30 protein-coding genes and 1 riboswitch are annotated in these 25255 nt (G+C 71.3%); of the genes, 16 read left to right on the top strand and 14 right to left on the bottom strand.

The genetic code is table 11. The features are described 5' to 3' along the window. The first annotated feature begins 65 nt into the window (after positions 1 to 65). The 8 genes from ACSHV8_RS34400 to ACSHV8_RS34365 all read left to right on the top strand — a co-directional run bounded on the left by ACSHV8_RS34400 (position 66) and on the right by ACSHV8_RS34365 (position 8074). Positions 66 to 419: a histidine triad nucleotide-binding protein gene (locus ACSHV8_RS34400; RefSeq protein ID WP_436522679.1), complete on the top strand. Its 354-nt coding sequence runs from the start codon at positions 66 to 68 to the stop codon at positions 417 to 419. Then, the gene (locus ACSHV8_RS34395) at positions 416 to 1789 is read left to right on the top strand and encodes a serine hydrolase domain-containing protein (RefSeq protein ID WP_436522677.1); all 1374 of its coding nucleotides are present in this window, start codon (positions 416 to 418) and stop codon (positions 1787 to 1789) included. Before ACSHV8_RS34400 ends, ACSHV8_RS34395 begins: the two co-directional genes overlap by 4 nt. Positions 1790 to 1980: 191 nt before the next feature. Further along, the gene (locus ACSHV8_RS34390) at positions 1981 to 3057 is read left to right on the top strand and encodes a PhoH family protein (RefSeq protein ID WP_436537038.1); all 1077 of its coding nucleotides are present in this window, start codon (positions 1981 to 1983) and stop codon (positions 3055 to 3057) included. Positions 3058 to 3081: 24 nt separating this feature from the next. Continuing rightward, positions 3082 to 3552: an rRNA maturation RNase YbeY gene (ybeY, locus tag ACSHV8_RS34385; RefSeq protein ID WP_436522675.1), complete on the top strand. Its 471-nt coding sequence runs from the start codon at positions 3082 to 3084 to the stop codon at positions 3550 to 3552. Positions 3553 to 3554: 2 nt separating this feature from the next. Beyond that, positions 3555 to 4904, top strand: coding sequence for a hemolysin family protein (locus ACSHV8_RS34380; RefSeq protein ID WP_436522673.1), 1350 nt, complete (start codon positions 3555 to 3557; stop codon positions 4902 to 4904). After that, the gene (locus tag ACSHV8_RS34375; RefSeq protein WP_436522671.1) at positions 4897 to 5280 is read left to right on the top strand and encodes a cytidine deaminase; all 384 of its coding nucleotides are present in this window, start codon (positions 4897 to 4899) and stop codon (positions 5278 to 5280) included. The genes ACSHV8_RS34380 and ACSHV8_RS34375 overlap by 8 nt, the downstream gene beginning before the upstream one ends. 749 nt (positions 5281 to 6029) lie before the next feature. Beyond that, on the top strand, positions 6030 to 6926 hold the full coding sequence (gene era / locus ACSHV8_RS34370; protein ID WP_436537036.1) for a GTPase Era: 897 nt from the start codon (positions 6030 to 6032) through the stop codon (positions 6924 to 6926). An 83-nt stretch (positions 6927 to 7009) separates the two neighbouring features. After that, the gene (locus ACSHV8_RS34365) at positions 7010 to 8074 is read left to right on the top strand and encodes an acyltransferase family protein (protein WP_436522669.1); all 1065 of its coding nucleotides are present in this window, start codon (positions 7010 to 7012) and stop codon (positions 8072 to 8074) included. Here ACSHV8_RS34365 and ACSHV8_RS34360 read toward each other — a convergent pair. Next, entirely contained in the window at positions 8015 to 8785 is a 771-nt protein-coding gene (locus tag ACSHV8_RS34360) for a DUF4097 family beta strand repeat-containing protein (protein ID WP_436522668.1), read from the bottom strand. The two genes, ACSHV8_RS34365 and ACSHV8_RS34360, sit on opposite strands and share 60 nt — an antisense overlap. A gap of 108 nt (positions 8786 to 8893) precedes the next feature. Here ACSHV8_RS34360 and recO point away from each other — a divergent pair, with 108 nt between their 5' ends. Genes recO through ACSHV8_RS34345 form a run of 3 tightly spaced genes read left to right on the top strand, consistent with a single transcriptional unit; the run spans position 8894 to position 10970 of the window. After that, on the top strand, positions 8894 to 9670 hold the full coding sequence (gene recO, locus ACSHV8_RS34355) for a DNA repair protein RecO (RefSeq protein ID WP_436522666.1): 777 nt from the start codon (positions 8894 to 8896) through the stop codon (positions 9668 to 9670). Next, positions 9667 to 10449, top strand: coding sequence for an isoprenyl transferase (locus ACSHV8_RS34350; RefSeq protein WP_436522664.1), 783 nt, complete (start codon positions 9667 to 9669; stop codon positions 10447 to 10449). Before recO ends, ACSHV8_RS34350 begins: the two co-directional genes overlap by 4 nt. Beyond that, complete coding sequence (locus ACSHV8_RS34345; RefSeq protein ID WP_436537034.1) at positions 10449 to 10970, top strand: histidine phosphatase family protein; 522 nt, start codon at positions 10449 to 10451, stop codon at positions 10968 to 10970. The genes ACSHV8_RS34350 and ACSHV8_RS34345 overlap by 1 nt, the downstream gene beginning before the upstream one ends. Positions 10971 to 10995: 25 nt before the next feature. Here ACSHV8_RS34345 and ACSHV8_RS34340 read toward each other — a convergent pair whose 3' ends face one another. Together ACSHV8_RS34340 and ACSHV8_RS34335 are read right to left on the bottom strand one after the other, a co-directional pair. Beyond that, positions 10996 to 11670, bottom strand: coding sequence for an HAD family hydrolase (locus tag ACSHV8_RS34340; protein WP_436522662.1), 675 nt, complete (start codon positions 11668 to 11670; stop codon positions 10996 to 10998). After that, on the bottom strand, positions 11667 to 11963 hold the full coding sequence (locus ACSHV8_RS34335; protein ID WP_436522660.1) for an MTH1187 family thiamine-binding protein: 297 nt from the start codon (positions 11961 to 11963) through the stop codon (positions 11667 to 11669). The genes ACSHV8_RS34340 and ACSHV8_RS34335 overlap by 4 nt, the downstream gene beginning before the upstream one ends. A 124-nt stretch (positions 11964 to 12087) precedes the next feature. On the opposite strand from ACSHV8_RS34335, the gene ACSHV8_RS34330 reads away from it, so the two are divergent. From ACSHV8_RS34330 to ACSHV8_RS34320, 3 genes are all read left to right on the top strand, one after another. Next, a complete protein-coding gene (locus ACSHV8_RS34330; protein ID WP_436522658.1) occupies positions 12088 to 13020 on the top strand; it encodes an aldo/keto reductase in 933 nt (310 codons plus the stop codon). Between the two features lie 208 nt (positions 13021 to 13228). Beyond that, on the top strand, positions 13229 to 14146 hold the full coding sequence (locus tag ACSHV8_RS34325; RefSeq protein ID WP_436522656.1) for a 5,10-methylenetetrahydrofolate reductase: 918 nt from the start codon (positions 13229 to 13231) through the stop codon (positions 14144 to 14146). A gap of 8 nt (positions 14147 to 14154) precedes the next feature. Next, positions 14155 to 14529, top strand: coding sequence for a PH domain-containing protein (locus tag ACSHV8_RS34320; RefSeq protein ID WP_436522654.1), 375 nt, complete (start codon positions 14155 to 14157; stop codon positions 14527 to 14529). 42 nt (positions 14530 to 14571) lie between these two features. Here ACSHV8_RS34320 and ACSHV8_RS34315 read toward each other — a convergent pair whose 3' ends face one another. From ACSHV8_RS34315 to ACSHV8_RS34295, 5 genes are all read right to left on the bottom strand, one after another. After that, positions 14572 to 15165, bottom strand: a complete 594-nt coding sequence (locus ACSHV8_RS34315; protein ID WP_436522652.1) for a hypothetical protein — start codon at positions 15163 to 15165, stop codon at positions 14572 to 14574. Then, complete coding sequence (locus ACSHV8_RS34310) at positions 15162 to 16874, bottom strand: histidinol-phosphatase (protein WP_436522650.1); 1713 nt, start codon at positions 16872 to 16874, stop codon at positions 15162 to 15164. The genes ACSHV8_RS34315 and ACSHV8_RS34310 overlap by 4 nt, the downstream gene beginning before the upstream one ends. Positions 16875 to 16942: 68 nt before the next feature. Beyond that, the gene (locus tag ACSHV8_RS34305) at positions 16943 to 17731 is read right to left on the bottom strand and encodes an energy-coupling factor transporter transmembrane component T family protein (protein WP_436522648.1); all 789 of its coding nucleotides are present in this window, start codon (positions 17729 to 17731) and stop codon (positions 16943 to 16945) included. Further along, on the bottom strand, positions 17728 to 19149 hold the full coding sequence (locus ACSHV8_RS34300; protein WP_436522646.1) for an ABC transporter ATP-binding protein: 1422 nt from the start codon (positions 19147 to 19149) through the stop codon (positions 17728 to 17730). The genes ACSHV8_RS34305 and ACSHV8_RS34300 overlap by 4 nt, the downstream gene beginning before the upstream one ends. A gap of 3 nt (positions 19150 to 19152) precedes the next feature. Then, positions 19153 to 19734 (bottom strand): ECF transporter S component, encoded by a 582-nt coding sequence (locus tag ACSHV8_RS34295; protein WP_436522644.1) that lies wholly within the window; start codon positions 19732 to 19734, stop codon positions 19153 to 19155. Further along, a riboswitch (TPP riboswitch) is annotated at positions 19733 to 19837 on the bottom strand. Its footprint overlaps the gene before it by 2 nt. A 59-nt stretch (positions 19838 to 19896) precedes the next feature. Between ACSHV8_RS34295 and ACSHV8_RS34290 the strand changes: the two genes are divergently transcribed. Together ACSHV8_RS34290 and ACSHV8_RS34285 are read left to right on the top strand one after the other, a co-directional pair. Continuing rightward, a complete protein-coding gene (locus ACSHV8_RS34290; RefSeq protein ID WP_436522642.1) occupies positions 19897 to 20712 on the top strand; it encodes an alpha/beta fold hydrolase in 816 nt (271 codons plus the stop codon). Between the two features lie 31 nt (positions 20713 to 20743). After that, the gene (locus tag ACSHV8_RS34285; RefSeq protein WP_436522640.1) at positions 20744 to 21271 is read left to right on the top strand and encodes a DUF6328 family protein; all 528 of its coding nucleotides are present in this window, start codon (positions 20744 to 20746) and stop codon (positions 21269 to 21271) included. Here ACSHV8_RS34285 and ACSHV8_RS34280 read toward each other — a convergent pair. The 6 genes from ACSHV8_RS34280 to ACSHV8_RS34255 are packed head-to-tail and all read right to left on the bottom strand — an operon-like array spanning position 21261 to position 25208. Then, entirely contained in the window at positions 21261 to 21884 is a 624-nt protein-coding gene (locus ACSHV8_RS34280) for a hypothetical protein (protein WP_436522639.1), read from the bottom strand. The genes ACSHV8_RS34285 and ACSHV8_RS34280 overlap by 11 nt on opposite strands. A 57-nt stretch (positions 21885 to 21941) precedes the next feature. Further along, entirely contained in the window at positions 21942 to 22346 is a 405-nt protein-coding gene (locus ACSHV8_RS34275; protein WP_436522637.1) for a Fur family transcriptional regulator, read from the bottom strand. After that, positions 22343 to 22642 (bottom strand): ArsR/SmtB family transcription factor, encoded by a 300-nt coding sequence (locus ACSHV8_RS34270; RefSeq protein ID WP_436537032.1) that lies wholly within the window; start codon positions 22640 to 22642, stop codon positions 22343 to 22345. Before ACSHV8_RS34270 ends, ACSHV8_RS34275 begins: the two co-directional genes overlap by 4 nt. A gap of 25 nt (positions 22643 to 22667) precedes the next feature. Then, positions 22668 to 23528 (bottom strand): metal ABC transporter permease, encoded by an 861-nt coding sequence (locus ACSHV8_RS34265; RefSeq protein WP_436522635.1) that lies wholly within the window; start codon positions 23526 to 23528, stop codon positions 22668 to 22670. Position 23529: 1 nt separating this feature from the next. After that, the gene (locus tag ACSHV8_RS34260) at positions 23530 to 24312 is read right to left on the bottom strand and encodes a metal ABC transporter ATP-binding protein (RefSeq protein WP_436522633.1); all 783 of its coding nucleotides are present in this window, start codon (positions 24310 to 24312) and stop codon (positions 23530 to 23532) included. Further along, a complete protein-coding gene (locus ACSHV8_RS34255) occupies positions 24309 to 25208 on the bottom strand; it encodes a metal ABC transporter substrate-binding protein (protein WP_436537030.1) in 900 nt (299 codons plus the stop codon). The genes ACSHV8_RS34260 and ACSHV8_RS34255 overlap by 4 nt, the downstream gene beginning before the upstream one ends. Between the last annotated feature and the right edge of the window lie 47 nt (positions 25209 to 25255).

The raw sequence follows: 25255 nt of genomic DNA, 5'->3' as shown, positions 1-25255 counted from the left end.
CAAGATGGGGTGGAACCTTCCGGGACCCATTCAAGCCCACTTCCGGCCCGCATAAGATCCGACAGGTGGATAACTCCTGCCTGTTCTGCCGCATCGTCGCCGGCGAGATCCCCGCGACCGTCGTGCACCGCACCGAGACCACCCTGGCGTTCCGCGACATCGACCCCAAGGCGCCGACCCACGTGCTGGTGATCCCGGTCGAGCACTACGCCGACGTGGCCGTGCTGGCCGAGGCCAACCCGTCGGTCGCCGCCGACCTGCTGGCCACGGTGGCCGTCGTGGCCGAGGCCGAGGGGCTGGCCGGGGACGGTTTCCGGGTCATCTTCAACACCGGTCAGGACGGTGGCCAGGAGGTCTTCCACGTCCACGCGCACGTCCTGGGCGGCGAGCCGCTCGGCCCGATGCTGGCCGGCAAGTGACGACCACCCACCCGCGCTACGAGCGGGCCGTCCGGCGGGCCCAGTCCGACGGGCGGATCCCGGCGCTCAGCGTCGCCCTGGTCCGGGCCGACCGCGACCCGTGGGTCCTCACCGTCGGTGACTCCGGTGACCCGCAGCGCCCGCTCGGTCCGGGCAGCCGGTTCCGGATCGGGTCGGTCACCAAGACGTTCACCGCCGTGCTGGTCATGCAGGCCCGCGACGAGGGGCTGCTCGACCTGGACCAGCCGGTCTCGCGGTACCTGGACGTCCCCGCGCACGGCGACGCCACCGTCCGGCGGCTGCTCTCGCACACCGCCGGCTACCAGCGCGAGCCGCACGGCGACGTGTGGGACACGCTGATCGCCCCGGACGCGACCCGGATGCTGGCCGAACTGGCCCGGGCCGAGCGGGTGCTGCCCAACGCGCGGCGCTACCACTACTCGAATCTGGGACTGGCCGTTCTCGGACAACTCGTGGCGAAACTACGCGGCGGGACCTGGGCCGAGATCCTGACCGAGCGCATCCTCGGACCGCTCGGGCTGGAGCACACCACGGTCGAGCGGCCGGCCGAGGCCGTGGTGGGTTACGTGGTGGACGCGTATTCCGACGCCGCCCGCCCGGAGCCGCCGATCGACCTCGGTGGCGTCGCCCCGGCCGCGCAGCTCTGGAGCACCGCCGGCGACATGGCCCAGTGGGCCGCGTTCCTGGCCGACCCGGCGACCGGCAACAAGGTCCTCGACCCGGCCACCCTGGACGAGATGCGCTGGCCGCTGACCACCACCGACGAGTCGCTGTGGGTGCAGGGCTTCGGCCTCGGGCTGATCCTCACCCCGGAGGGCAAGCGGGTCACCCACGTCGGTCACGACGGCGCCATGCCGGGCTTCCTGGCCGGCGTCTACGGCCGGCGCGGCGGCGAGGGCAACCCGGGCGGGCTGGGCTGTGCCGTCCTCGGCTCCTCGGGCACCGCCGGGCAGACCATCGACCTGGCCCACGAGCTGCTGCGACTCGCGGTCGACACCGATCCGGCGGAGATCCGGCCGTGGCGGGTCGCCGCGCCGGCCCCGGCGGCCTACCGGTCGGTGCTGGGCCGCTGGTGGGGCGAGGGTTCCGAGTTCGTGTTCGCCTGGCACGACGGGCAGCTGCAGGCCCGCGCGGTCGAGGCGCCGGCCGACAAGCCCCCGGCGACCTTCCGGCCGCTTCCCGACGACAAAGACATTTTGCGTACGGCCTCCGGGCGCGAGGTCGGCGAACTGCTCCGCCTGACCCGGGACTCCTCGGGCGCGGTGGTCCGGATGCACTGGGCGACCTATCGGTTCACCCGCGGGCAGGAGGGGTTCGACGGCGGCCGGGCCTCCGACGGCCCCGGTTGATCCGCCCCCGCCCGGCGCTGATCTTGCTGGTCGGGGCATCGGAAAGGTGACCCTGGGAACGGCCTGCCGATAATGGCATCGGCAGGCCAGCGGGCGAGCGGATAGGATGGCACGATCCTTGAGCACGCCGCCCCGCACCGGGACGACGCCTAGAACGAGAGCAGGTGGCGGAGGCCCTTCCGGGCCGCCCTATGACCGGTACGCCGAACCCTTCCAGCACGGGCTCGTCCAGCCCGGTGCGGGCGCAGACCAAGATCTCGGTGTCCGACCCGAAGATCATGGTGAACCTGCTCGGCGCCAAGGACGAGATCCTCCGCCTCATCGAGCGCACGCTCAGCAGTGACGTGCATGTGCGTGGCAACGAGATCACCATCACCGGCGAGCCGGCTGACAACGCCACCGCCGAGCGTCTCTTCTCCGAGCTCATCGAGCTCATCGAGAAGGGCGAGACGCTCAGCGTGGACGCCGTCCGCCGCACCCTGCGGATGCTCGAGGAGAACACCTCCGAGCGTCCCGCCGAGGTGCTGACGCTGAACATCCTGTCTCGGCGGGGCCGCACCATCCGGCCCAAGACGCTGGGGCAGAAGCGTTACGTCGACGCCATCGACGAGAACACGATCGTCTTCGGGATCGGCCCGGCCGGTACCGGTAAGACGTATCTGGCGATGGCCAAGGCCGTGCAGGCGCTGCAGGCCAAGCAGATCAGCCGGATCATCCTGACCCGGCCCGCGGTCGAGGCCGGCGAGCGGCTGGGCTTCCTGCCCGGCACGCTCACCGAGAAGATCGACCCGTATCTGCGTCCGCTCTACGACGCCCTGCACGACATGCTCGACCCCGAGTCGATCCCGCGCCTGATGGCGGCGGGCACGATCGAGGTCGCGCCGCTGGCCTACATGCGCGGTCGCACGCTCAACGACGCGTTCATCATTCTGGACGAGGCGCAGAACACGACGCCCGAGCAGATGAAGATGTTCCTGACCCGTCTCGGGTTCGGCGCCAAGATCGTGGTGACCGGCGACGTGACCCAGGTCGACCTGCCGGGCGGCACCACGAGCGGGCTCAAGATCGTCCGCGAGATCCTGCGCGACGTCGAGGACGTGCACTTCGCCGAGCTGTCCAGCTCCGACGTGGTCCGTCACCGGCTGGTGGCCGAGATCGTGGACGCCTACGCGCGGTTCGACGCCGAGCAGGAGCAGCAGCAGACCGCCAATTCCGTCCACGCCGTGCCGGGCCGGGCCGCCAACGGCCGAGCCCCGCGCCGGCGCTGATTCGCAAGGGGTAATCGCACCACTATGTCCATCGAGATCGCCAACGAGTCGGGAGTCGAGGTCGACACCGACGCGATCCTCGCGGTTGCCCGGCACGCCCTCGACGAGATGGGGGTCAACCCGCTCGCCGAGTTGTCCATCCTTCTCGTCGACATCGAGTACATGGCCGAGCTGAACCATCGGTGGATGGGCAGCGACGGTCCCACCGACGTGCTCGCCTTCCCGATGGACGAGGGCAGCGTCGACCACGGGCCCGGCGAGTCCGGCGCCGGCGAGCCGGCCCTGCTGGGCGACATCGTGCTGGCGCCGGAGGTGGCCGCGAAACAGGCGGCCGCCGCCGGGCACTCCGCCGCCGACGAGCTGCACCTGCTCACCGTGCACGGGGCCCTGCACCTGCTCGGCTACGACCACGCCGAGCCGGACGAGGAGCGCGAGATGTTCGCCCTGCAGAACAAGCTCCTGCAGAGCTGGCGCGCCGGGCGCAAAGCCGGCTGATCGTGAACCCCGCCTCGGCCGACCTGCCCGACCTGCAACTGATCCTCCTCGCGGTCGGGCTGGTCCTGCTGGCCGGCCTCGCCTCGATGACCGACGCGGCGCTGGCCACGGTCTCCGCGGCCCGCGCCAGCGAGCTCGACCGGGAGGGGCAGCGGGGCGCCGGGGCACTGGCCGCGGTCGCCTCCGACGTGGTGCGCTACGTCAACCTGCTGCTCCTGCTCCGGCTGCTCTGCGAGCTCTCCGCCACCACGCTGGTGGCGCTGGTCACGGTGGACACCTGGGAGGTGGGCTGGTCGTCCGCGCTGGTCACGGCCGGCTCGATGACGCTCATCAGCTTCGTCGTGGTCGGGGTGGCGCCGCGGACCCTGGGGCGCCAGCACGCGTACGCGGTCGGTCGCGCCGCCGCCCCGCTGGTCCGCTGGCTGGGCCGGGTGCTCAACCCGCTGGCGTCGCTGCTGATCCTGATCGGCAACGCGGTGACCCCGGGCAAGGGCTTCCCGGAAGGCCCGTTCGGCAGCCAGGTCGAGCTGCGTGAGCTGGTCGACCTGGCCGAGCAGCGCGGCGTCGTCGAGCACGGCGAGCGCGAGATGATCCACTCGGTGTTCGCGCTGGGCGACACGATCGCCCGCGAGGTGATGGTGCCGCGCACCGAGATGGTGTGGATCGAGGCGCCGAAGTCCCTGCAGCAGGCGCTCTACCTGTTCCTGCGCTCGGGCTTCTCGCGGATCCCGGTGATCGGCGACAGCGTCGACGACGTGCTGGGCGTGCTCTACCTGAAGGACGTGATCCGGCGGACGCAGAACGGCGACCCGGCGTCGACCGCGCAGGCGGTGGCCGACGCGATGCGCCCGGCCACCTTCGTGCCCGAGTCGAAGCCGGTCGACGACCTGCTCTCCGAGATGCAGGCGGCCCGCAACCACCTGGTGATCGTCGTCGACGAGTACGGCGGGACGGCCGGCCTGGTCACCATCGAGGACATCCTCGAGGAGATCGTCGGCGAGATCACCGATGAGTACGACGTCGAACGTCCCCCGATCGAGCACCTGGAGGACGGCGCCGTCCGCGTCGCCGCCCGCCTGCCGATCGAGGACCTGGGCGACGTGTTCGGCGTCGAACTGCCCACCGACGAGGTGGAGACGGTCGGCGGCCTGCTCGCGCAGACCCTGGGCCGGGTGCCGATCCCGGGCGCCCGGGCCGACGTCGGCGGTCTGCACCTGATCGCCGAGGGCACGGCCGGCCGGCGGAACCGGATCGACTCGGTGCTGGTGCGCCGGGCCAAGCCGGAACCGCGGGCCGATGACAACGATGAGAACGTAGCCGAGAACGAGGAAAGACTTCCCGCTGATGCCTGAGCAGACGTTTACCGCCGTCACCGTGCCGAGCGCCGGTGACGCCGCGCTGAGCGCCGAGGACGCCAAGCTGATCACCCTGGCGCGCGGCTCGCGCGCCCGGGTCGGTGCGGCCGAGGGCGCCGCGGTTCGCGACCAGGACGGCCGTACGTACGCGGCCGCCTCGGTGGCGCTGCCCAGCCTGACCGTGACCGCGCTGCAGCTGGCCGTGGGCCTGGCCGCGGCCTCCGGCGCGACGAAGATCGAGGCCGCCGCGGTGGTGACCGAGGCGGCGGTGCTGGACGGGGCCGGTCATGCCGCGGTCCGGGACCTGGCCGCCGACGCCGCCATTCACGTCGCGGGGCCGTCCGGCACGCTGGTCGGCACGGTTACCGCGTGAGCGCCGACAAGCCCGAAGAGCGCCGTCCCAAGTCGGGCGAGCGCCGTCCCGCCGCCGGGGACCGTCGTCCCACCTCTGGTGACCGTCGTCCGGTCGCGGGGGAGCGTCGTCCCACTTCTGGGGACCGTCGTCCCACCGCCGGGGATCGTCGTCCGGCTGCGGGGGAGCGTCGCACCACGTCGGGGAACTGGCGTCCGGGGGCCGGGGACTGGAGTCCGACGACCGGTGACCGTCGCCCGGCTGCGGGGGATCGTCGTCCCTCCGCCGGCGACCGGCGGCCGGTGTCCGGCGAGCGCCGGCCCGCGTCGGGGGATCGGCCGGAGGCTGCCACCGAGCGCCGGCTCACGGCCGGGGAGCGCAATGAGCTGAAGCGGCAGGAGCGTCGCGCGGCTCGCCGGGCCGAGCAGCAGGGCGACAGTCCGCGCGGGCGTAAGCCGGGCGGGGCTCGGGGCGGTCCGTCGGGCGAGCGGGGTGCGACCGGGGCCGGTTCGGCCGGTCGGCCGCCGACGGCGAACCGTGCCGGGGCCGGTCGCGGCGGAGCAGACTCGGCCGCCGGTCGCGGTGGACCGGGTTCGACGCCGGCGCGCGGCGGAGCTGGCTCGGCCGGCGGGCGTGGCCGGGCCGGGTCTGTTCCGGTCGAGGCGGCGGCGGCTACGGCGGCGGTGCCGGGGCGGGACGAGACGACGGCGGAACGGCCGGAGGTCCGTACCGAAAGGAAGCCTCGCGTCCGCAAGCACAAGGCGGCGACGCTGGAGCGCAAGGACGACGGCATCTATCGTGCGGGTTTCGCCTGTTTCGTCGGGCGCCCGAACGCCGGCAAGTCGACACTGACCAACGCGATCGTCGGCCAGAAGATCGCCATCACCTCGAACAAGCCGCAGACCACCCGGCACATCATCCGGGGCATCCTGCACCGGCCGGACTCACAGCTCGTGCTCGTCGACACCCCCGGTCTGCACCGGCCGCGGACGCTGCTCGGCGAGCGGCTGAACGACCTGGTCCGGGAGGTGTGGAGCGAGGTCGACGTGATCGGCGTCTGCTTCCCGGCCGACGAGCCGGTGGGCCGCGGCGACCGATTCATCTCCTCCGAGGTCGGCGAGCTGAAGGCCAAGGTGATCGCGGTCGTGACCAAGGTCGACCTGGTCGACCCGGCGACCCTGGCCCAGCGCCTGCTGGCGGTGGCCGAGCTCTACGACTTCGCCGAGATCATCCCGGTCAGCGCGGTCTCCGGGCATCAGGTGGAGAACCTGATCGACGCGATGGTGCGGCACATGCCGGAATCGCCGCAGTTGTACCCCGACGACGTGCTCACCGACGAGCCCGAGCAGGTGCTGATCGGCGAGCTGATCCGCGAGGCGGCGCTGGAGGGGGTTCGCGACGAGCTGCCCCACTCGATCGCCGTGATTGTCGAGGAGATGCAGGTCGAGGGCAAGGTCACCAAGATCTACGCGGACATCTACGTGGAGCGGGACAGCCAGAAGTCGATCGTGATCGGGACGCGGGGGGCCCGGCTCAAGGAAGTTGGTTCGCGCGCGCGGGTTGAGATCGAGCAGCTTCTGGGTACGAAGGTTTACCTGGACCTTCACGTCCGGGTCGCCAAGGAGTGGCAGCGGGATCCGAAGCAGCTTCGCAAGCTCGGATTCTAGATCGATAAGTGGACATTCTCTGATTATGGGATAGTTCACCGGAATTTGCGCTTTTGTGGCGAAAGCGGGTAACACCGTTGGCCATGCGCAACCGGTATCTGGACCTGCTCCGCGCGATCGCCACCGTCCGGGTGGTGGTCTATCACCTCACCGGCTGGTCGGCGCTGACCGTTGTCTTCCCGGCCATGTCGGTGATGTTCGCGCTGGCCGGCTCGCTGATGGCGGCGTCGCTGGACCGGTCCGGGGTGTGGGCGGTCGAACGCCGCCTGCGCCGGTTACTGCCCTCGCTCTGGGTGCTCGCACTGCTGATCGCGGTGCCGGCGATGCTGATCGCCGGCACCCCGTTCGACGTACATCTGCTGCTCTGGGGTTTTCCCCTGGTCGACCCCGAGGTCAGCGGTCGCTGGGCGGAGCTGCTCAACCATGCGTGGTATCTGCGGGACTTCCTGTGGTTCGTCCTGCTCTCGCCGCTGCTGCTCCCGGTCTTCCGGCGGTTCCCGCTGGTCGCGGTGCTCATTCCGTACGTAATCCTGCTGGTCTTCGAAATCGGCGGCGTGAAGCCGGTGAACGTGGTGCACGACCTGGCGCTCTACGGCGGTGCCTGGATGCTCGGGTTCGCGCACCACGACGGGTATCTGAAGCGGATCCCGCGCCGGTGGATGTTCACGATCGCGGCCGCTCTGGCCGTGCCGGCGGCCGTGTGGACGCTGACGCATCCGGGGCCGCGCGGCTACGACCTGAACGACATCCCGATCGGCAACGCGCTCTGGTCGGCCGCGTTCGTGCTGGTCGCGCTCAGCTGCTCGCCGATGGTCGGGGAGCACCGGGTGCTGACCGTGCTGAACTCGCGGGCGCTCAGCATCTACCTCTGGCACATCCCGGTGCTGGTCCTGGTGACCGAGTTCGGCCAACGGCACGGGCTGCCGATCATGGGGGTGTACGGGTACGGCTGGCGGCTCGTGGTCGTCGTCGCGCTGCTCGGCGTGGTGCTGGCGCTGGTCGGCTGGGTGGAGGACGTGGCCGCCGGGCGGCGGCCGTCGCTGGTGCCCGGCCGCCGGATCCCGGTGCCGGTGTCCCCGGCGCCCGCCCTACAGGGTGTCGACGGAAAGGTCCCCGCTGCGCGCGCGGAGATCCAGCACGTTCGGTGACTTGGGGTCGTCGGTGACGCCGGTGATGGTCGCGTCGCCGGTGCCGGAGCGCTGCTTGATCTGGTAACTGCCGGTAGGGACCAGCAGGTGCAGGTCGCCGCTGATCACCTCGGCGGTCACCGAGGCCGGCTTGGACAGCTCCAGGTCGAGGTTGCCCGAGGTGACCCGGGCGTCGATCGGGCCGGTGATGTCGCGGGCCTGCATGTCGCCCGAGGTGGCCTCCAGCGTCACCCCGGGCGCCCGGGCGATCGACACGTTGCCCGAGGTGGCCTTGACCTTCACCGGCGCCGCGGACCCGTCGATCATGACGTCGCCCGAGGTCAGGCTCAGGTCGACGGCACCCACGTCGGTCAGGTTCACGTCGCCCGAGTGGATGCTCCCGCTCACCTTCACCCCGGTGGGCGCCTGCACCTCCCACGAGATGTGGCAGTTGAAGCCGCACGCGGTCGGCAGGGTCAGGGTGCTCCCGGAGATCTGATAGGCCTGGCCGGACCCGTTGCCGCCGCTGACGATCCGCTTGATGTGGGTCTCGGTGACGTTGCCGGTGGTGACCGTCACGTCGCCGCCGCCCCCGCCGGTCAGCACGATGTCGGTGACCTTGGTCTTCTCGGTGTCGTCGAAGGTCATCCTGGCGCCCACCGCGCCGTCGCAGCCGGCCAGGACGGCGACCGAGGCGGCGGCGAGGGCGAAGGCGGCAACTCTACGGCTCATGGGGTAGACGCTATTTCCGGCAGCACACTGAGCACCATCAGTCCCGTCCCCGAGACGACCCTGAGATCCGGGTCAGGGTTTGTCGTAGGCACCGGGCAGAATGGCGGGGTGCCTGCTGGATACCGCCGCCATCTCTACCGCGACGACGCGGTCGTGCTGCGCGTCCAGAAACTGGGCGAGAGCGACCGGATCGTCACCCTCCTCACCCGCCGCCACGGCCGGCTGCGTGCCGTCGCCCGCGGCGTGCGGCGCACCACCTCGCGCTTCGGCGCCCGCCTGGAGCCGTTCGGGCACATCGACCTGCAGCTGGCCGGCTCGCCCGAGGGCGTGGGCAGCGCGCTGCACTCGGTCAGCCAGGTCGAGGCGCTGACCCTGTTCGGCAAGAGCTTCCTCGCCGACTACCCGAGGTACACGGCGGCCAGCGCGATCTGCGAGACCGCCGAACGCCTCACCCCGGTCGAGCGGGAACCCTCGCTGCGGCTGTTCCAGCTGACCCTGGGCGCGCTCAAGGCACTCGCGGCCGGCGAGCACGCCGGCAGCCTGGTCCTGGACGCGTACCTGCTGCGCGCGATGGCCTTCGCCGGCTGGGCGCCCGCGCTCACCGAGTGCGCCGTCTGCGGCGAGCCCGGCCGGCACGCGGCGTTCGCGGTCCCGGCCGGCGGCGCGGTCTGCCCCGACTGCCGTCCGCCCGGCGCCGCCCACCCCAGCCCGGAAACGCTGGGCCTGATGGCCGCGCTGACCAGCGGCGACTGGCCGGTGGCGGACGCGTCCGCCCCGTCCATCCGCCGGGAGTGCAGCGGCCTGGTCGCCGCCCACCTGCAATGGCACATGGAGCGCTCGCTACGCTCGCTGCCGCTTGTCGATCGACGGGAGTTGAAACCGTGAGCCCGCGTCCACCCACACCCCACATCTCCGGCGCCCGGCCCCCCGCGCTGCCCGCCGCCGCGATCCCGCGCCACGTGGCGATGGTGATGGACGGCAACGGCCGCTGGGCCAAGGAGCGCGGCCTGTCCCGCACCAAGGGACACGAGCAGGGCGAGCACTCGCTCTTCGACGCCATCGAAGGCGCCATCGAGCTGGGCATTCCCTACCTCTCGGCGTACGCGTTCTCCACCGAGAACTGGAAGCGCTCGCCCGAAGAGGTGCGCTTCCTGATGGGCTTCAACCGGGACGTCATCCGCCGCCGCCGCGACCAGCTGGTCGACCTCGGTGTCCGGGTGGTCTGGTCCGGCCGGTCCGGCCGGCTGTGGAAGAGCGTGATCTCCGAGCTGCAGACGGCCGAGGAGATGAGCAAGCACAACAAGACGCTCACCCTGCAGTTCTGCGTCAACTACGGCGGTCAGGCCGAGATCGCCGACGCCACCGCGGCCATCGCGCGCGACGTGGCGGCCGGCAAGCTCAAGGCCGACAAGGTCAACGAGAAGACCATCGAGAAATATCTGTACCACCCCGAGGTGCCGGCGGTGGACCTGTTCCTGCGGCCCTCCGGCGAGCAGCGCACGTCCAACTTCCTGCTCTGGCAGTCCGCGTACGCCGAGATGGTCTACCTGGACACGCTCTGGCCCGACTTCGACCGCCGCCACCTGTGGTACGCGTGCGAGCTCTACGCCCAGCGGGACCGGCGCTTCGGCGGCGCGCTGCCGAACCCGGTGAGCCCGTCGTGATGAACGAGGTCCGGCACCTCTGGATCGCGCGGCACGCGTTCGCCAACGAGGACGAGACCGGGCTCACCGGCGACGGCGAACAGCAGGCCACCCTGCTCGGGGAACGCCTCGCCCAGGTGCCGATCACGGCGATCTTCCACGGGCCGCTGCCGCGTGCGGCGCAGACAGCCGCGCTCGTCGGCGAGCAGCTGCCGGGCGTGCCCGTCGAAGCGGCCGACGAACTCGACGACAACATGCCCACCCCGGCCAACTCGGCCGCGATGATCGCGCGGTTCACCGGGCCGGCCGCGGTGGAGACGCACGAGCTGGTGGTCACCCATGCGTTCCAGGTGGCTTGGCTGGTACGGGACGCGTTGGAGGCGCCCGAGGAGCGGTGGCGGGGGCTGAACTCGTGCAACGCCGGGCTGACGCTGATCCGGTATTCGCCCGGGCTGAAACCTCGGCTGATCATGTTCAACGACGTGAGTCACCTGCCGGTGGCGTTGCAGTGGACCGGGTTTCCGCCGGAGCTGCGTCCCTGACCCGTCGGCCGGCTCGCGCTGCGGGTCAGCCGGTCAGGGCCTTGATCGCGGCCTCCAGGTCGGTGAGGTCGGGCAGGACCACGTGCGCGCCCGCGGCGATCAACTCTTCCGCCGGTGTCGCGCCGGTGGCCACCGCGATCGCCGCCGCATCGTTGGCCAGCGCGGCCGTCACATCGTTCACGGTGTCGCCGATGACCACCGGGCGGAACAGCTCGCCGTACTTGGCCCGGGCCCGCTCCAGGCTGCGCCGCACCAGGGTGGCCCGCACGCTGTCGTCGGTGCCGTAGCCGCCCACCTCGACGTCGAACGAGCCGGCCAGCCCGAACGCGGTCACCTTCATCACGGCCACCTCCGGCACGTTCCCGGTGACCAGGGTCTGCACCACGTCCGGCCGGTCACCGAGATGCGACAGGACCTCGCGCACCCCGGGCATCAGCGCGCCCTGCTCGGCGAACTTGTGCCGGACGGCGCCGACCAGCTCGACATACCGCGCGAAGAACGTCTCCGGGGCACAGTCGGTGACCCCGTGCGAGGCGAAGACGCCACCGCAGATGTCCAGGTCGGTGCGCCCGCCGAAGATCGGCTCGTCCCGCCACGGCACACCGGTGACCTCGGTGAACGCCGCCTTCCAGGCCCGGGACGCCACCCCGCCGCCGCGCAGCAGGGTGTAGTCGATGTCCCACATGACCAGCCGTCTCATGATCCGCCCAGCACCCGCTCGATGTGCTCCACCTTCGCGGTCAGGGCGCCGGTCACACCGGGCCGCACATCGGCCTTCAGCGACAGGCTGACCCGCGGCGCGACCGCGGCGACGGCGTCGACGGCCTGCTTGACGACGGCCATCACCTCGTCCCACTCGCCCTCGATCGTGGTGAACATGGCATCGGTCCGGTTCGGCAGGCCCGAGGCCCGCACCACCCGGACGGCCTCGGCGACGGCATCCCCGACGGAATCCCCGGACCCGATCGGCGTGACAGAGAAGGCAACCAGCATGGGTCGATTTTCGCAGGCGCGACAGCGGCTTCCGCGATGTCTACAAATTACCAGCTAAGCTGGCAAATCGGTATCGGTCGCTTGACCGAGGCCGGGACGGGACGATCTCCCCTACGGTCGCCGGGTGACTGATGCGACAGTGGCGGGAACATGGACCATCGGGGACCGGGTCGTCCACCGGATGGGCTTCGGCTCGATGCGGCTCACCGTCAACCCGGACACCACGGCGGCCGTCCAGGTGCTGCGACGCGCCGTCGAGCTGGGCGTCGACCACATCGACACGGCGGCGTTCTACTGCTCACCCGGGGGGATCATCGACGTCGGACCCGAGCCCGTCCGGCACGCCACCGCATTGATTCGAAAGGCGATTTCGCCGTACGGCGACAAGGTCTTCATCGCCACGAAAGTCGGACCGAGACTGCTGCCCGACGGCGGCTGGACCTTCGGCGACCTGCGCAACCACGTCGAGGAAAACCTGCGCCGGCTCGGCGTCGACACGCTGGACCTGGTGAATCTGCGGATGAACGGCCGGACCGCGGCCGTGTCGGACTGGTTCGGGGAACTCGCCGAGATGCGCGCCGAAGGGCTGATCCGGCACCTGGGACTCTCCAACGTGAGCGTCGCGCAGCTGGACGAGGCCGCGCGGATCGCGCCGGTGGTGTGCGTGCAGAACGCGTACGCGGTCGACGTCCGCCGTGATGACGAGTTGCTGCGGGTCTGCGGCGAGCGGGGGATCGCCTTCGTCCCGTTCTTCGCCATCGCCGGCCCCGGCCGTGAGTCCGGCCCACCGCCGACTTCCTCAGCGGCCGACCCTTCGCCGACCGGCCCTGCGCGGGCCGGCTCCTCGCCGGCGGCGGATGTGGGGGTGCGGCTCGTGGCGCAGCGGCACGGGGTCAGCGAACACCAGGTGCGGCTGGCCTGGACCCTGCACCAGGGCCCGCACGTCCTGGCGATCCCGGGCACCGGCGACCTCGCCCACCTGGAGCAGAACATCGCCGCCGCCGCCCTCCACCTGACCGCCGACGATCTGGCAGCCATCGATCAGTCTCCCGGGTGATCACGGTTGAGAGTGTCGCCAGGATTACCGGACAGCCGACATGGTGGATCGCGGCGCCGGGGTCGATCGACTGACGGGTGGGGCCGCCGTGCTGGGACGCCGGGTGGCGCCGGGGGCGGCGGCCGGCCCCTGCGGCCGGGGTGTTCGACTGACGGGAATGGGGGACTGTCGTGCCGGTCACGGTGGGGGAGGTTTTTAGGGTGGGGCCATGACTGGTCTTGCTCTGCCTCAGCTGCTGGCCGACACCCGGAGTGGGGTGCTGCTGTTCAGTGTGACGCCGCCGAAGCGGAGCACGGCTGAGGAGCGGGTCAAGGAGATCGCGGCGGTCACGCTGGAGCGGATCAGCGGGATCGACCTCGACGGGCTGATTCTGTACGACATCGACGACGAGTCGGATCGGAATCCGCGGGAGCGGCCGTTTCCGTTCCTGGCCACGCTCGATCCGGCCTGGTACTACGAGAACCATCTGGGCGCCTGGGCGCAGCCGGTGATCATCTACCGGTGTGTGGGGAAGTATGAAGAGGCGGAGCTGCGGGACTGGATGGTCCGCTCCGACCCCGATCGGGTGCTCAGCGTGTTCGTCGGCGCGTCCTCCGGGGGCAAGGAGGTCCGGACCGGGCTGCGGCGGGCCCAGGAGTTGCGCGACGAGTTCCGGCCGGAGTTGCCGCTGGGTGCGGTGGCGATCGGCGAGCGGCCGGACGAGCACCTGCGGATGCTGGCCAAGCAGGAGCGGGGCGCGAGTTTCTTCGTCTCGCAGGTGGTCTACCACGTGAACGAGACCAAGAACCTGATCTCCGACTACTTCTACGAGTGCCGGGCGCGCGGGGTCAAGCCGCGGACGCTGATCTTCACGTTGTCGCTGTGCGGGTCGTTGAAGACGCTGGAGTTCCTGCGCTGGCTCGGTGTGGACGTCCCGCGCTGGCTGGAGAACTCGTTGCGGCACACCGCCGATCCGGTCGCCGAGTCGTACCGGCACTGCCTCGACATCGCCCGGGACCTGCGGGATTTCTGCGAGCACCTGGGCATGCCGTACGGGTTCAACATCGAGAGCGTGTCCATCCGCAAGGCCGAGATCGAGGCCACCACGCAGCTTGCCGCCGAGGTCGCGGCGCTGCTCGGACGTTAGGGTTCGTTGTGATCGACTTCAGCAACGGTTCCGTCTTCAAACTCAACCCGTGCGATCCGGGCGAGCTGTATCCGCAGGTCGCGCCGTTCCTGATTCAGGGCGAGCAGATCGTCTTCGCGTTCAAGTCGGTGCGCGACTTCGTGGTTTTCACCACCAAGCGCCTCATCGCCGCGAACGTCCAGGGCATCACCGGTTCGAAGACCGACTTCACCTCACTGCCCTACAGCAAGATCCAGGCTTTCTCGGTCGAGACGGCCGGCAGCCTGGACCGGGACACCGAGCTGGATCTCTGGTACAGCGGGCTCGGCAAGGTCCGCCTGGAGTTCAAGCGCAACGTCGACATCCGCCAGCTGAGCCAGATGATCGCCAACTACGTGCTGTGATCACCGGCCCGGCCCCTGATCGGGCGCCGGGCCGGGAGTTCGTCAGTGGCCGGCGCAGCAGGGCGTCGGGTCGCGACGTTCGAACGGGACCAGCCGGTCGCCCACCGCCGGGGTGGTGACCAGGATCAGTTCGCCGGAGCGGAACTGGGGCCGGACGAAGTCGCCGGTGTCGACGACGGCGTCGGGTTCGGCCGGGCCGCTGCCGAGGATCTCCACCCGGGCGATGGAGCTGCGCTGCAGGATCTCGCTCACCGTGAGCGTTCCGGTGAGTCGTGTGCTGCCCGGGAACACGACGGCGCGTCCGGCCGGGCCGGTGGCCGCGGCGTCGGCGGCCTCCCGCAGGGACGGGTCGGTGTCGAAGGTTTCCGGGGTCAGCAGGCTGATCGCGACGTGCGGGAACGGGCTGCGGACCAGGTGGGTGCAGGCGAGCACCGGGGCCGGGTCCAGTTCGTGGATCCAGTGGTCGGCCTCGGGCAGGGTGCGATGCCCCAGGCTGACCCCGAGGATCCGGGCCGCCGCCCCCGGCGCGTAGACGACGCCCCCGCCCGCCGGGACGCCGGAGGCCGTGTGGGGAACGAAAGCCGTGACGGAGGCGGTGCCGGCCGGAGAACCGGCCGGCACGAGCCCACGCGTCATCGGGGAAGAACCCAGATGGGGTTGGTGTAGAACCACAGGTCGGTCCACGGGTCGGCGTCGCCGATCACGTCGAGCTTCGGACCGGCCGCGTCCACCGCCGCACCCCGCAGGCCGGTCTGGCTGCGGTTGCCGTCGGTGCCGCGGACGCGGACGTAGAACGGCTTGTCCAGGCGGCCCAGGTTCAGGTCGAGCGAGACCCGCCCGCTGGTCTGGGTGATCTCGAAGGACTTGACCACCTTGGTGTCCGGCGCGACGAACGTGTCCTTGTTCGTGACCGGACCGGTGACCGTGCCGACGATCACGTCGACCCGCTTGAGCTTGGGGATGAAGGTCGCCCAGTTCGGCAGGTCCTGCAGGTCGATGTCGAGGGTCAGCTCGGTCGAGGTGCCCCGCTTGACCTGCAGCACGCCGCCGAGCGGGGTGCCGGTGTACGAGCGCCGGTCGCCGGCCACCCGCACCCGCGCGTCCAGGCCCTTGATCAGGCGGCCGTGGTCGACCCAGACACGGCCGGCGCGCAGGCCGTCCATGACCGACTTGTAGGAGAACGACGACGAGCCCACGTTGGTCCGGCCGTAGTAGCCGGGCCAGAAGTCGCCGGCCGTGGTCAGCGGCTTGCCGGTGTACTCGGGGTCGTTGTACTTGCCGTTGGTGTTGAAGTCGCTGCCGGCGCCGTTCACCGACTGGTCCAGGTAGACCACGTGCGAGTCCGAGTTGACGGTGATCCACCAGGTCTTGCCCTCGGACAGCAGGCTGTCCCAGAGGCCGCCGACGGTCGCGGTCATCCAGTCGAAGCCACCCCACGTGCGGTAGCTCTCCAGCGGGTAGCCGGGGAACGACGCCGCCGACGGGTTGTTGTCGTAGTCGCCGCGGGCGCCGCCCCGGCCGTTCGGGGCCGGGATGCCGGAGGCCTGGTGGCCGGGCGCGCCCTCGAAGCCGACGGCGACGGTCGGGTCGGCGTCGCGCCAGTTGCGGATCTCGTGCGGGGAGTCGACGCCGCGGCGGGCCGGGTGGTTGGCGAAGAACAGGGCGCCGTCGACCTTGCGGTGCTTGACCTGGTCGCCGAGGAACTTGATGCCCTCGATGGCCAGCGCCTCGTTCTGCGCGTCGGTGTTGGTGGCCGGCTGCAGCGACCCGTCGTACGCGTTCTCGAACCGCTTGAGGACGTCGACCTCGTTCTTGCCCGGGTGGACGAAGACGGTCGCGTGCTCGGCGCCCGGGATGTTCCACTCCAGGCCCTGGAAGGTCAGCAGGTCACGGATCTCGGACCGGGTCTTGACGATGTCCGGGTTGACCTTGTCCACGCCGATCTTGGCGTGCGCGGCGCTGCCGTGGTCGGTGATGACCAGCCAGTCGAGGCCGTACGCGTGGCCGTGCTTGGCCTGGTCCAGCACCCGGTACTGCGCGTCCGAGCTGTACTGGGTGTGGATGTGGTGGTCGCCGGCGAGCCACCGGAAGCCGCCGACGGAGGAGCCGCCGCCGGGCCGGTCGTGGGTGTGCGGGAGTCCGGCGGCCTCGGCGGCACCCGGCCGGCCGAAGACCGACGCGGCCGCCGCACCCGCGCCGAGCAGCCCGGCCCCGCGCAGGAAGGTGCGCCGCGAGCTGTCGGAGGGGGAGAGTTCGCTGTCCGGGATGCTCAGGTCGAGGGCTTCGGGAACGTCGGTCCCGGCAGCCGCTTCAGAAGAGTGATCGTGATCGTGGCCATGACCCATGAGCGCCACCTTCGCGGGGGCAGGCCAACGTCCACTGTCGATCCGATGACGGGGTGACGAACACGCGGTCAACCGATGATCGGGCGGAACAGATCGAGGGTGATCGTCAGGGTCAGGATCATCGCGGACAGAAGCGCCGAGATCACGATCAATAGAAGGTCGGCCCGGGTGAAGTGCTGGACCCGGGCGTGCGTGCGTGCGACACCCGAGTCGAAGCCGCGCGCGTCCATCGCCACGGCCAGCCGCACACCGCGCCGCAGAGCGCCCGCCAGCAGGGCGAACGCGGTCGAGACGAACGCCTGGGGGCTGCGGCCGGTGTCGATGCCCCGGGCCCGCCGGGCCAGGCTCAGCATCCGCCATTCCTGGCCGAGCAGCGGCAGCATCCGGAACGCGGCGAGCGCGCCGACCGCGAACCGTTCCGGCGCGCGGGCGTTCTGCACCAGGGCGTCGGCCAGGTCGGTCGGGTCGGTCGTGGTGAACACCACGATGCCGGGCAGCGCCACCGCGAAGATCCGCAGGATCAGCCCGGCCGCGGCCGATCCCACACCGGTCGTGACGTCCCACGGGCCGACCGAGAACAGCAGGTCACCGCTACGATCGGCGGCGAACAGGACCATGCTGACCAGCACGCCGAACGCGGCGATCAGCAGCGGCCAGACGCGCCGCGCGAGCACACCGGCCCGCACCCCGAAGAACGGCAGGGCGATCACCTCGACCGCCAGCGCGATCGCCGGGGTGACCGGGTCCAGCGTCGCCACCAGCGGAAACGTGAAAAGCAGGGCGGCGCCCAGCTTGGCCACGGGATTGCGCCGCGCCAGAGGCGCGCCGGCTTCGGCGACGGGTTCGACGAGGCTCACGGCCGCTGCCCGCCGCCGGCTGCGCCGATGGTCACTCTTCGATCGGCGATGGTACGGACGAGATCCGCGTCATGCGTCACGGTGACGATCCCGTGCCCGCCGTCCCGCAGCTCGGCCATCAGGTCGACCAGTTCGAGCCACGTCCGGCGGTCCTGCCCGAACGTCGGCTCGTCCAGCACCAGCAGCCGCGGCGCGGTGGCCAGCGCGGTGGCCACGCTCAGCCGCCGCGCCTCACCGCCCGAGAGCGTGTACGGGTTCGCCTCGGCCAGCCGTTCCAGCCGCAGCCGGTGCAGCAGTTCGTCCACGGTGCGCCGGATCTCGGCCGGTGGCCGGCGCAGCCGGCGTGGACCCAGCGCCAGTTCGTCGGCGACCCGCCCGGTGACGAACTGGTGTTCCGGGTTCTGGAAGACCGAACCGATCCGGGCGCTCAGGGTCCGGGCCGGCCACCGGTGCGGCGGCCGCCGATCGCCGAACCCGGCGACCCGCCCGCTCCCCGGGGCGAGCAGGCCGCCGAGCAGCAGCGCGAGGGTGGACTTGCCGGCGCCGTTGGGGCCGGTGACGGCCACCACCTCGCCCGCCCCGACGGTCAGCGACGTCGGGGGGAGGCGATCGGGGACGGCCGCGTGCTCCGTCCGTACCACATCGGTCGTGGCATTGACCGTGATCGGCGCCTCGCGGGCGGCCGGAGGTCGGCCCGGCACCCAGACTCCCTGGTCGGCGAGCTCGTCGCCGCAGGCGGCGAAGATCGTCTCGGGTGGCCCGTCGGCCCGCACGCCACCGCCCGGATCGATCACCACCACCCGGTCGACCAGGGGTAACGCCTCGGCGACCCGATGCTCGACGATGATCAGCGTGGTGTCCGGGCCGATCGCGCGGGCGATCGCGTCGCGGATCAGCGCGGCGCCGTCCGGGTCGAGGTTGGCGGTCGGCTCGTCGAGCAGCAGCAGTCCCGGGCGCAGGGCGATCACCCCGGCCAGGGCCAGGCGCTGCGCCTCGCCGCCGGAGAGCTGGGCGGTCGGGCGATCCATCGGGTACGGAAATCCGACGCGCTCCAGAGCCTCGGCGACCCGGGGCCAGATCTCGGAGCGCGGCACGCCCCGGTTCTCCAGCCCGAACGCCACGTCGTCGCCGGACCGGGCCATCACCAGCTGGGTCTGCGGATCCTGGAACAGGATGCCGACCCGGTCGCGGGCCTTGCGCGGGTCGAGTCCGTCGATCTCCAGGCCGCCCTCGGACTCGCCCGAGTCCTCCGGCAGCAGCCCGGCCAGCGCGGCCAGCAGCGTGCTCTTGCCCGCCCCGGAAGGGCCGAGCAGGAGCACCCGTTCGCCGTGCCGGATCCGCAGGTCGAGGCCGCGGACCGCCCACGCGCGACGCCCCGCGTGCCGCCAGCCGAACCCGGTCAGTTCAACCTCGGCCATCGGCTAGATCAGGGCCCGCTCCCGGCCGGCCTCGAATCGATCCAGGACGCCGGTCGGGGCCAGGGCCCGGACCAGCAGCCAGGCGCCGGCCCCGGCGAGGACCGTGGCGCTGGCGACGGTGATCAGCGCGTAGGGCACGCGGTAGTTCCACAGCTCGTAGTCGTAGGTCCAGACGAACCAGTCGAAGACCGCGGCCACCAGGCCGGCCAGCGCGCCCGAGAGCAGGCCCACCGGCAGGGTGAAGAACCGGTAGCGGAACAGCGCGAACGCGAGTTCCGCGCCGAGGCCCTGGGCCGCGCCCTGGAAGATGACCGTGGCGCCCCACTTGTTGCCGAGCAGCGCCGAGATGATCGCGGCGACCGTCTCGGTGAAGAACGCGGCCCCCGGCTTGCGGATGATCAGCGCGCTCAGCACGGCCGGCAGGAACCACATGCCGTAGAGGACGGCCTGCGCGGGCGGGAAGAACACGAACGCGTTCTCGGTGGCGGCCCAGACCGCGTCCCAGGCCCAGAAGATGACGCCGAAGGCGACGGCGATGACCGAGGCGATGACGATGTCGATCGTTCGCCAGGAACTGCTTCTCATGGAGGTCCTCCCGAACTTCCTGCGCTGGCATTACCCAGATCAGGTACGAGGGTCTGCGGTCTTCACCGCACTCTCAGCGCTGCGCGCTCCCCTGTCGGATTACATATGTTTCGATGACGCTAACACCTAGTGGTCTTGGCAGCACAGGGAGGGAGCGCGCATATGGAGGTCAAAGCCCGGGGGCTGACGTTCGACGTGGCCGAAGGAGGGCCCTCGGACGGGCCGCCGGTGCTCCTGCTGCACGGCTTCCCGCAGGACCACCGGGAGTTCGATCTCCTACGGCCGCGCCTGCACGAGGCCGGATTGCGGACGTACGCGATGAACCAGCGCGGATACTCGCCCGGCGCCCGCCCGTCCGGCGTCGGTCAGTACCGCATCGGTGAGGCCGTCGCCGACGTGCTCGCCGTCCTGGACGAGCTCGGTCTGGAGTCGGCCCACCTGGTCGGGCACGACTGGGGTGCTCAGGTCGCCTGGCTGGTCGCCGGCCGGCATCCGGAGCGGGTGCGCACGCTCACCGCGGTCTCCGTCCCGCACCCGCGGGCCCTGATGCTGGCGTTGCGGGTCCGGCCGTCGCAGCGGGCGCGCCTCGCGTACTTCCAGGTGTTCCGCAGTCCGGGGGCCGAGCGGCTGCTGCTCGGCGGGGGAGCGCTGGTGATGCGCCGGATGCTCGGGGCGATCGGGCCACGGGCCGATCTCTACGTCAAGGCGATGCGCGAGCCGGGCCGGCTGACCACGGCGCTGAACTGGTACCGGGCGTTCCGCGGGAGCGACGTGGCCGACCTCGGGGAGGTCACCGTGCCGACCACGTACGTCTGGAGCGACCGCGACGGCGTGGTCGGCCTGACCGCGGCGCTGCGGACCGCGGACTGGGTGCGCGCCGACTACCAGCTCGTGGCCATGCGCGGGGTCAGCCACTGGGTGCCCGAGCAGGCGCCCCGCGAACTGGGCGACGCGGTCCTGGCACGTATCGGCGTTTGACCATGGCCGCGACGGGGAATCGGCGTTCACCATGGCCCCCTCGTCGTCGAAGGAAACCGAGAAGCAGCGTTGGGACCGGAACTTCGCCGACCTCCTGCAGGAACTCCGGGTCGCCCAGACCGGGGTGCAGATCCTCTTCGCGTTCCTGCTGACCCTGCCGTTCTCCAGCGGCTTCCCGGACGCCACGGCGTTCCAGCGGGACGTCTACATGGTGGCGTTGATCAGCGCGGCGTTCGCGACCGCGCTGATCATCTCGCCGGTGGCGTTCCACCGGGCCCTGTTCCGGCAAGGCCGTAAGCCGGAACTGGTGCGCTACTCGCACCGGATGGCCACCGCCGGGCTGGCCTGCATGCTGGTGTCGATGGTCAGCAGCGTCCTGCTGATCACCGACTACGTGCTGGACGCCCGCTGGGCGGTGGTGCTGACCGTGGTCTCCGGCGGGTGGTTCCTGACGTTCTGGGCGATCCTGCCGGTAACCCACCGTAACTGGGCCACCGACGACGACAAGGACGGCTTCGTCCTGGACGACGCCCCGGCCGACTCGTCGATCACTTCTTAGACAACTTCCTGGACGCCTTGCGCAGGCCCAGGCGCTTGAGCTCCAGTTCGGCCAGGGCGTCGACGGCCGCCGCGTCGCCGGCCCGCCAGCTCTGCGCGATGTCCGGGCCCAGCTTGGCCAGCTCGCCCAACGGGCGGGAGGCGAGCGCCCGCAGCGCCAGCAGATCCCGGCCGGCCGGCTCGTCGCGGACCGCGAGCGCGGTCGAGGCCCGCCGGATCCAGCGCAGCCGCAGCGGCAGCCAGAGGAACAACACCAGGGCCAGGGGTACGGCGATGGCCATCAGCGGCAGGATCAGCGCCAGCTTGTCGACCAGCTCCTGCTGCTGGTGACCGGCCTCGGCGATCGACCGGGCGGCGTCGGCGGCACCGTTGAACGGCTTGACCAGTTGATCGCCGACCAGGGGCACCCGGCCGACCTTGCCGCCCGCGTCGGCCAGGTTGTCGGCGATGCCGCCGCCCGCGGTCTCCAGCTTCTGACCGGGAACGGCCAGCTTCTCGACCACGTCGTGGACCCAGAGCGCGACCCGGATCCACAGGTAGACCCAGAGGACGACGAGGATGTCGGTGACCAGTTGGCGTACCGCGGTGGGCATGCGGTCGGCATAGAGCTTCACGAGTGAAGCCTCGCACCCGGCCGCCGGTGACGCATCCGGGCGTCCCTCAGGCGAGGCTCAGCATTTCGCCGCGCACTCCGGGCACGTACCGAAGATCTCCATCGTGTGGGAGACGTCGACGAAACCGTGCTCACCGGCCATCTTCTCGGCCCACGACTCGACCGCCGGGCCGAGCACCTCGACCGTCCGCCCGCAGTCGCGGCACACCAGATGGTGGTGATGCCCCTGGCTGCACCGGCGGTAGAGATGCTCGCCGCCGGGCGGGCGCATCACGTCCACCTCGCCGGCGTCGGCCAGGCCCTGCAGCGTCCGGTACACGGTGGTCAGGCCGACCCGCTCGCCCCGGTCCCGCAGTATCGCGTGCAGGTCCTGGGCACTGTGGAAACCCTCGGTCTCGACGAGCACGTCACGCACCGCGCTCCGCTGCTTGGTGTTGCGCTGGGCGCTGGTCTCCGGATTCACGATCGGTTCTCCCTCGCATGGCTGACGGCATCCGCCACGATGTGCGCGATGTGTTCGTCCACCAGGGAGTATGCGATCTCGCGCCCACGCCGGACACCCCGCACCACGCCGGCCCCGCGCAACACCCGAAGGTGTTGCGAGACCAGCGGCTGGGGGGCGCCGAGCTGCGAGACCAGATCGTGCACGCAGCGTTCGCCCGCTCCGAGCTCCGCGACGATGGCGATCCGGATCGGCGCGGACAGCGCCCGCAGGAGCGCGCCCGCGGCTTCGTACGCTTCGTAACCGGTGGCCGTCATGGTGCGGACCACCGTACCTTCTGGCTCAGGCATGGAGCACGACGTCCGGGGGCTCGGCGTGGGCCGCCGCGGTCGCCCGGCGGCGGTGCCAGAGGGCTCCGGCCAGGGCGGTGACCAGGAACGCGGCCAGGGCGATGAGCACCGTGGTGGCGCCCGGCGCGGTGTCGATCTGGCCGGCCAGCACCACGCCGACACCGGCCGCGCAGACCCCGATCAGCATGGCCACCGCCATGGTCGACCGGAATCCCCGGGTGAGCTGCTGGGCGGCCGCCACCGGGACCACCATCAAGGCCGAGACCAACAACAATCCGACGGTACGCATCGCGATGGTCACGGTGATCGCGGTGGTCACGGCCAGCAGCAGGTTCAGGGTGCGCACCGGGAGGCCGCTGACCCGCGCATACTCCTCGTCGTTGCAGAGCGCGAAGAGGGCGGGCCGGAACACCAGCATCGCGGCCAGCACGGCCGCGCCCAGCCCGGCGATCACCGCGATGTCCGACGGGGACGTGGTGATCAGCGAGCCGAACAGGTACTGCATCAGGCTGGCGTTGCTGGCGTCGTCGGAGAGCCCGACCAGCACCACGCCGCCCGCGATGCCGCCGTAGAAGAGCAGCGCCAGGGCCAGGTCGCCGGAGGTGCGCCCGCGCTCGCGGACCAGCTCGACCGCGACCGCGCCGACCACCGAGATCAGCACCGCGGTGAGCACCGGGGACTGGTGGGTGAGCAGGCCGACGCCGACACCGGTCAGCGCCACGTGCCCGATGCCGTCGCCGATCAGCGACAGCCGTCGCTGCACCAGGTAGATGCCGAGCGCCGGCGCGGCCAGGCCGATGATCAGAGCCCCGGCCAGCGCGCGCAGCATGAAGGGATAGGTCAGCAGGTCCATCTCAGTACGCCTTCATCCCCTCGGTGGGCGCCCACTCGCAGATCGTGGCCTTCTCCTCGTCGGCGTGCGGGTGCACGTGGTCGTGCCCCGGCTCGGCGTGATGGCCGGCCGGCTCGGGCGGCACACCCTCGTGTGCGATCCGGCCGTCGTGCACCACGACGGCCCGCCCGATCAGTGGCCGCAGCGGGCCCAGCTCGTGCAGGACCAGCAGGATCGTCCCGCCGGCGGCGGCGAACTCGGTGAGCGCGCCGGCGAACGCCTCCTGGCTGGCCGCGTCCACCCCGGCGGTCGGCTCGTCCAGCACCAGCAGGTCCGGCCGGCCGGCCAGGGCCCGCGCGATCAGGGTGCGCTGCTGCTGGCCGCCGGAGAGGGTGCTGACCGGGTCGCCGATCCGGTTCAGCAGGCCGACCGCTTCGAGGGCCTGGTGGACGGCGGCCCGGTCGGCCGCGCCGGGCAGCCGGAACATCCCGCGCCGGGCCAGCCGGCCGGAGGCGACCACCTCGCCGACCGTGGCCGGCACGCCGCTCCCGGCGCCCAGCCGCTGCGGGACGTAGCCGATCCGCTCCCAGTGGCGGAATTTCCGCTGAGGTGTACCGAACAGGTCGATCTCGCCCCGGCGGACCGGGACCAGGCCCAGGACCGTGCGGATCAGCGTGGACTTCCCGGAGCCGTTGGCGCCGAGCACGGCGACGACGTCACCCGGGGCGACGCTGAGGTTGACGTCCCGCAGAATCTCCCGCCCGTCGTATCCGGCGGCCAGATGGCGGACCTCGATGACGCTCATGAGCACCCCAATGCCGTGGTGAGCGCGGCCAGATTGCTCCGCATCACCGAGAAGTAGTCCGCGGTCGGGTCGGTCAGGCCTTCGAGGGGGTCGAGCACCGCGGTACGCGCGCCGACCTCGCGCGCGATCGTCTCGGCCACCTTGGGACTGACCAGGGTCTCGAAGAAGATGGTGGTGGTGCCGTGGGCCCGGGCGTCGGCGGCGACCTCGGCCAGGCGGCGCGGCGACGGCTCGGCCTCCGGGTCGACGCCGGTGATCCCGACCTGGGTCAGGCCGTACCGCTCGGCCAGGTAGTGGAACGCGGTGTGACTGGTGACCAGCTCGTGCCGCTGACAGGTGGCCAGGCTCGTGCTGAACTCGCCGTCCAGCGCGGTGAGCTGCTGGTGCAGGGCGGCGGCGCGGCTCCGGTAGCCCTCGGCGTGGGCCGGGTCGGCCTCGGCCAGGCGTCCGGCCAGGGCGTCACCGATCGCGGCCAGGCGCGTCGGGTCGAGCCAGACGTGCGGGTCGGTGGCGCCGTGCTCGTGCCCCTGTTCGGCGGCCGAGTCGTCGGCGTGCTCGAGATGCACGGCGCCGGAGACGTCGTACGCCCGATCGTCGGCGTTCTGTTTGATCGCGTCGTCGACCGCGGGCTGGAAACCGCGCAGGTAGACCGCGACCCTGGCGTCGGCGATCCGGGCGACCTGCCGCGGGCTGAGCTCGACGTCGTGCGGCTCGGCGCCGGGCTTGGTGAGGTTGGTGACCCGGACCAGGTCACCGCCGATGCGCTCGCTGACGAACTGCAGGGGGTAGAACGCGGCGACGATCGGGAGCCGGCCGTCGGCCTGGGCCCGCGTCGCGCACCCGGCCAGCGCCGCGACGGCGGCCAGCACGAGCAGCGGGATCAACGGGCGGCGCATCATGCCACCTACTGTGATCGATAATGACAATGATTGTCAAAAGCGCA

This window comes from Actinoplanes sp. HUAS TT8, from assembly GCF_051380535.1.
Classification (GTDB): Bacteria; Actinomycetota; Actinomycetes; order Mycobacteriales; family Micromonosporaceae; genus Actinoplanes.
The sequence above is the reverse complement of the archived record's forward strand: the minus strand, read 5'-3'. Positions and strand labels throughout refer to the sequence as shown.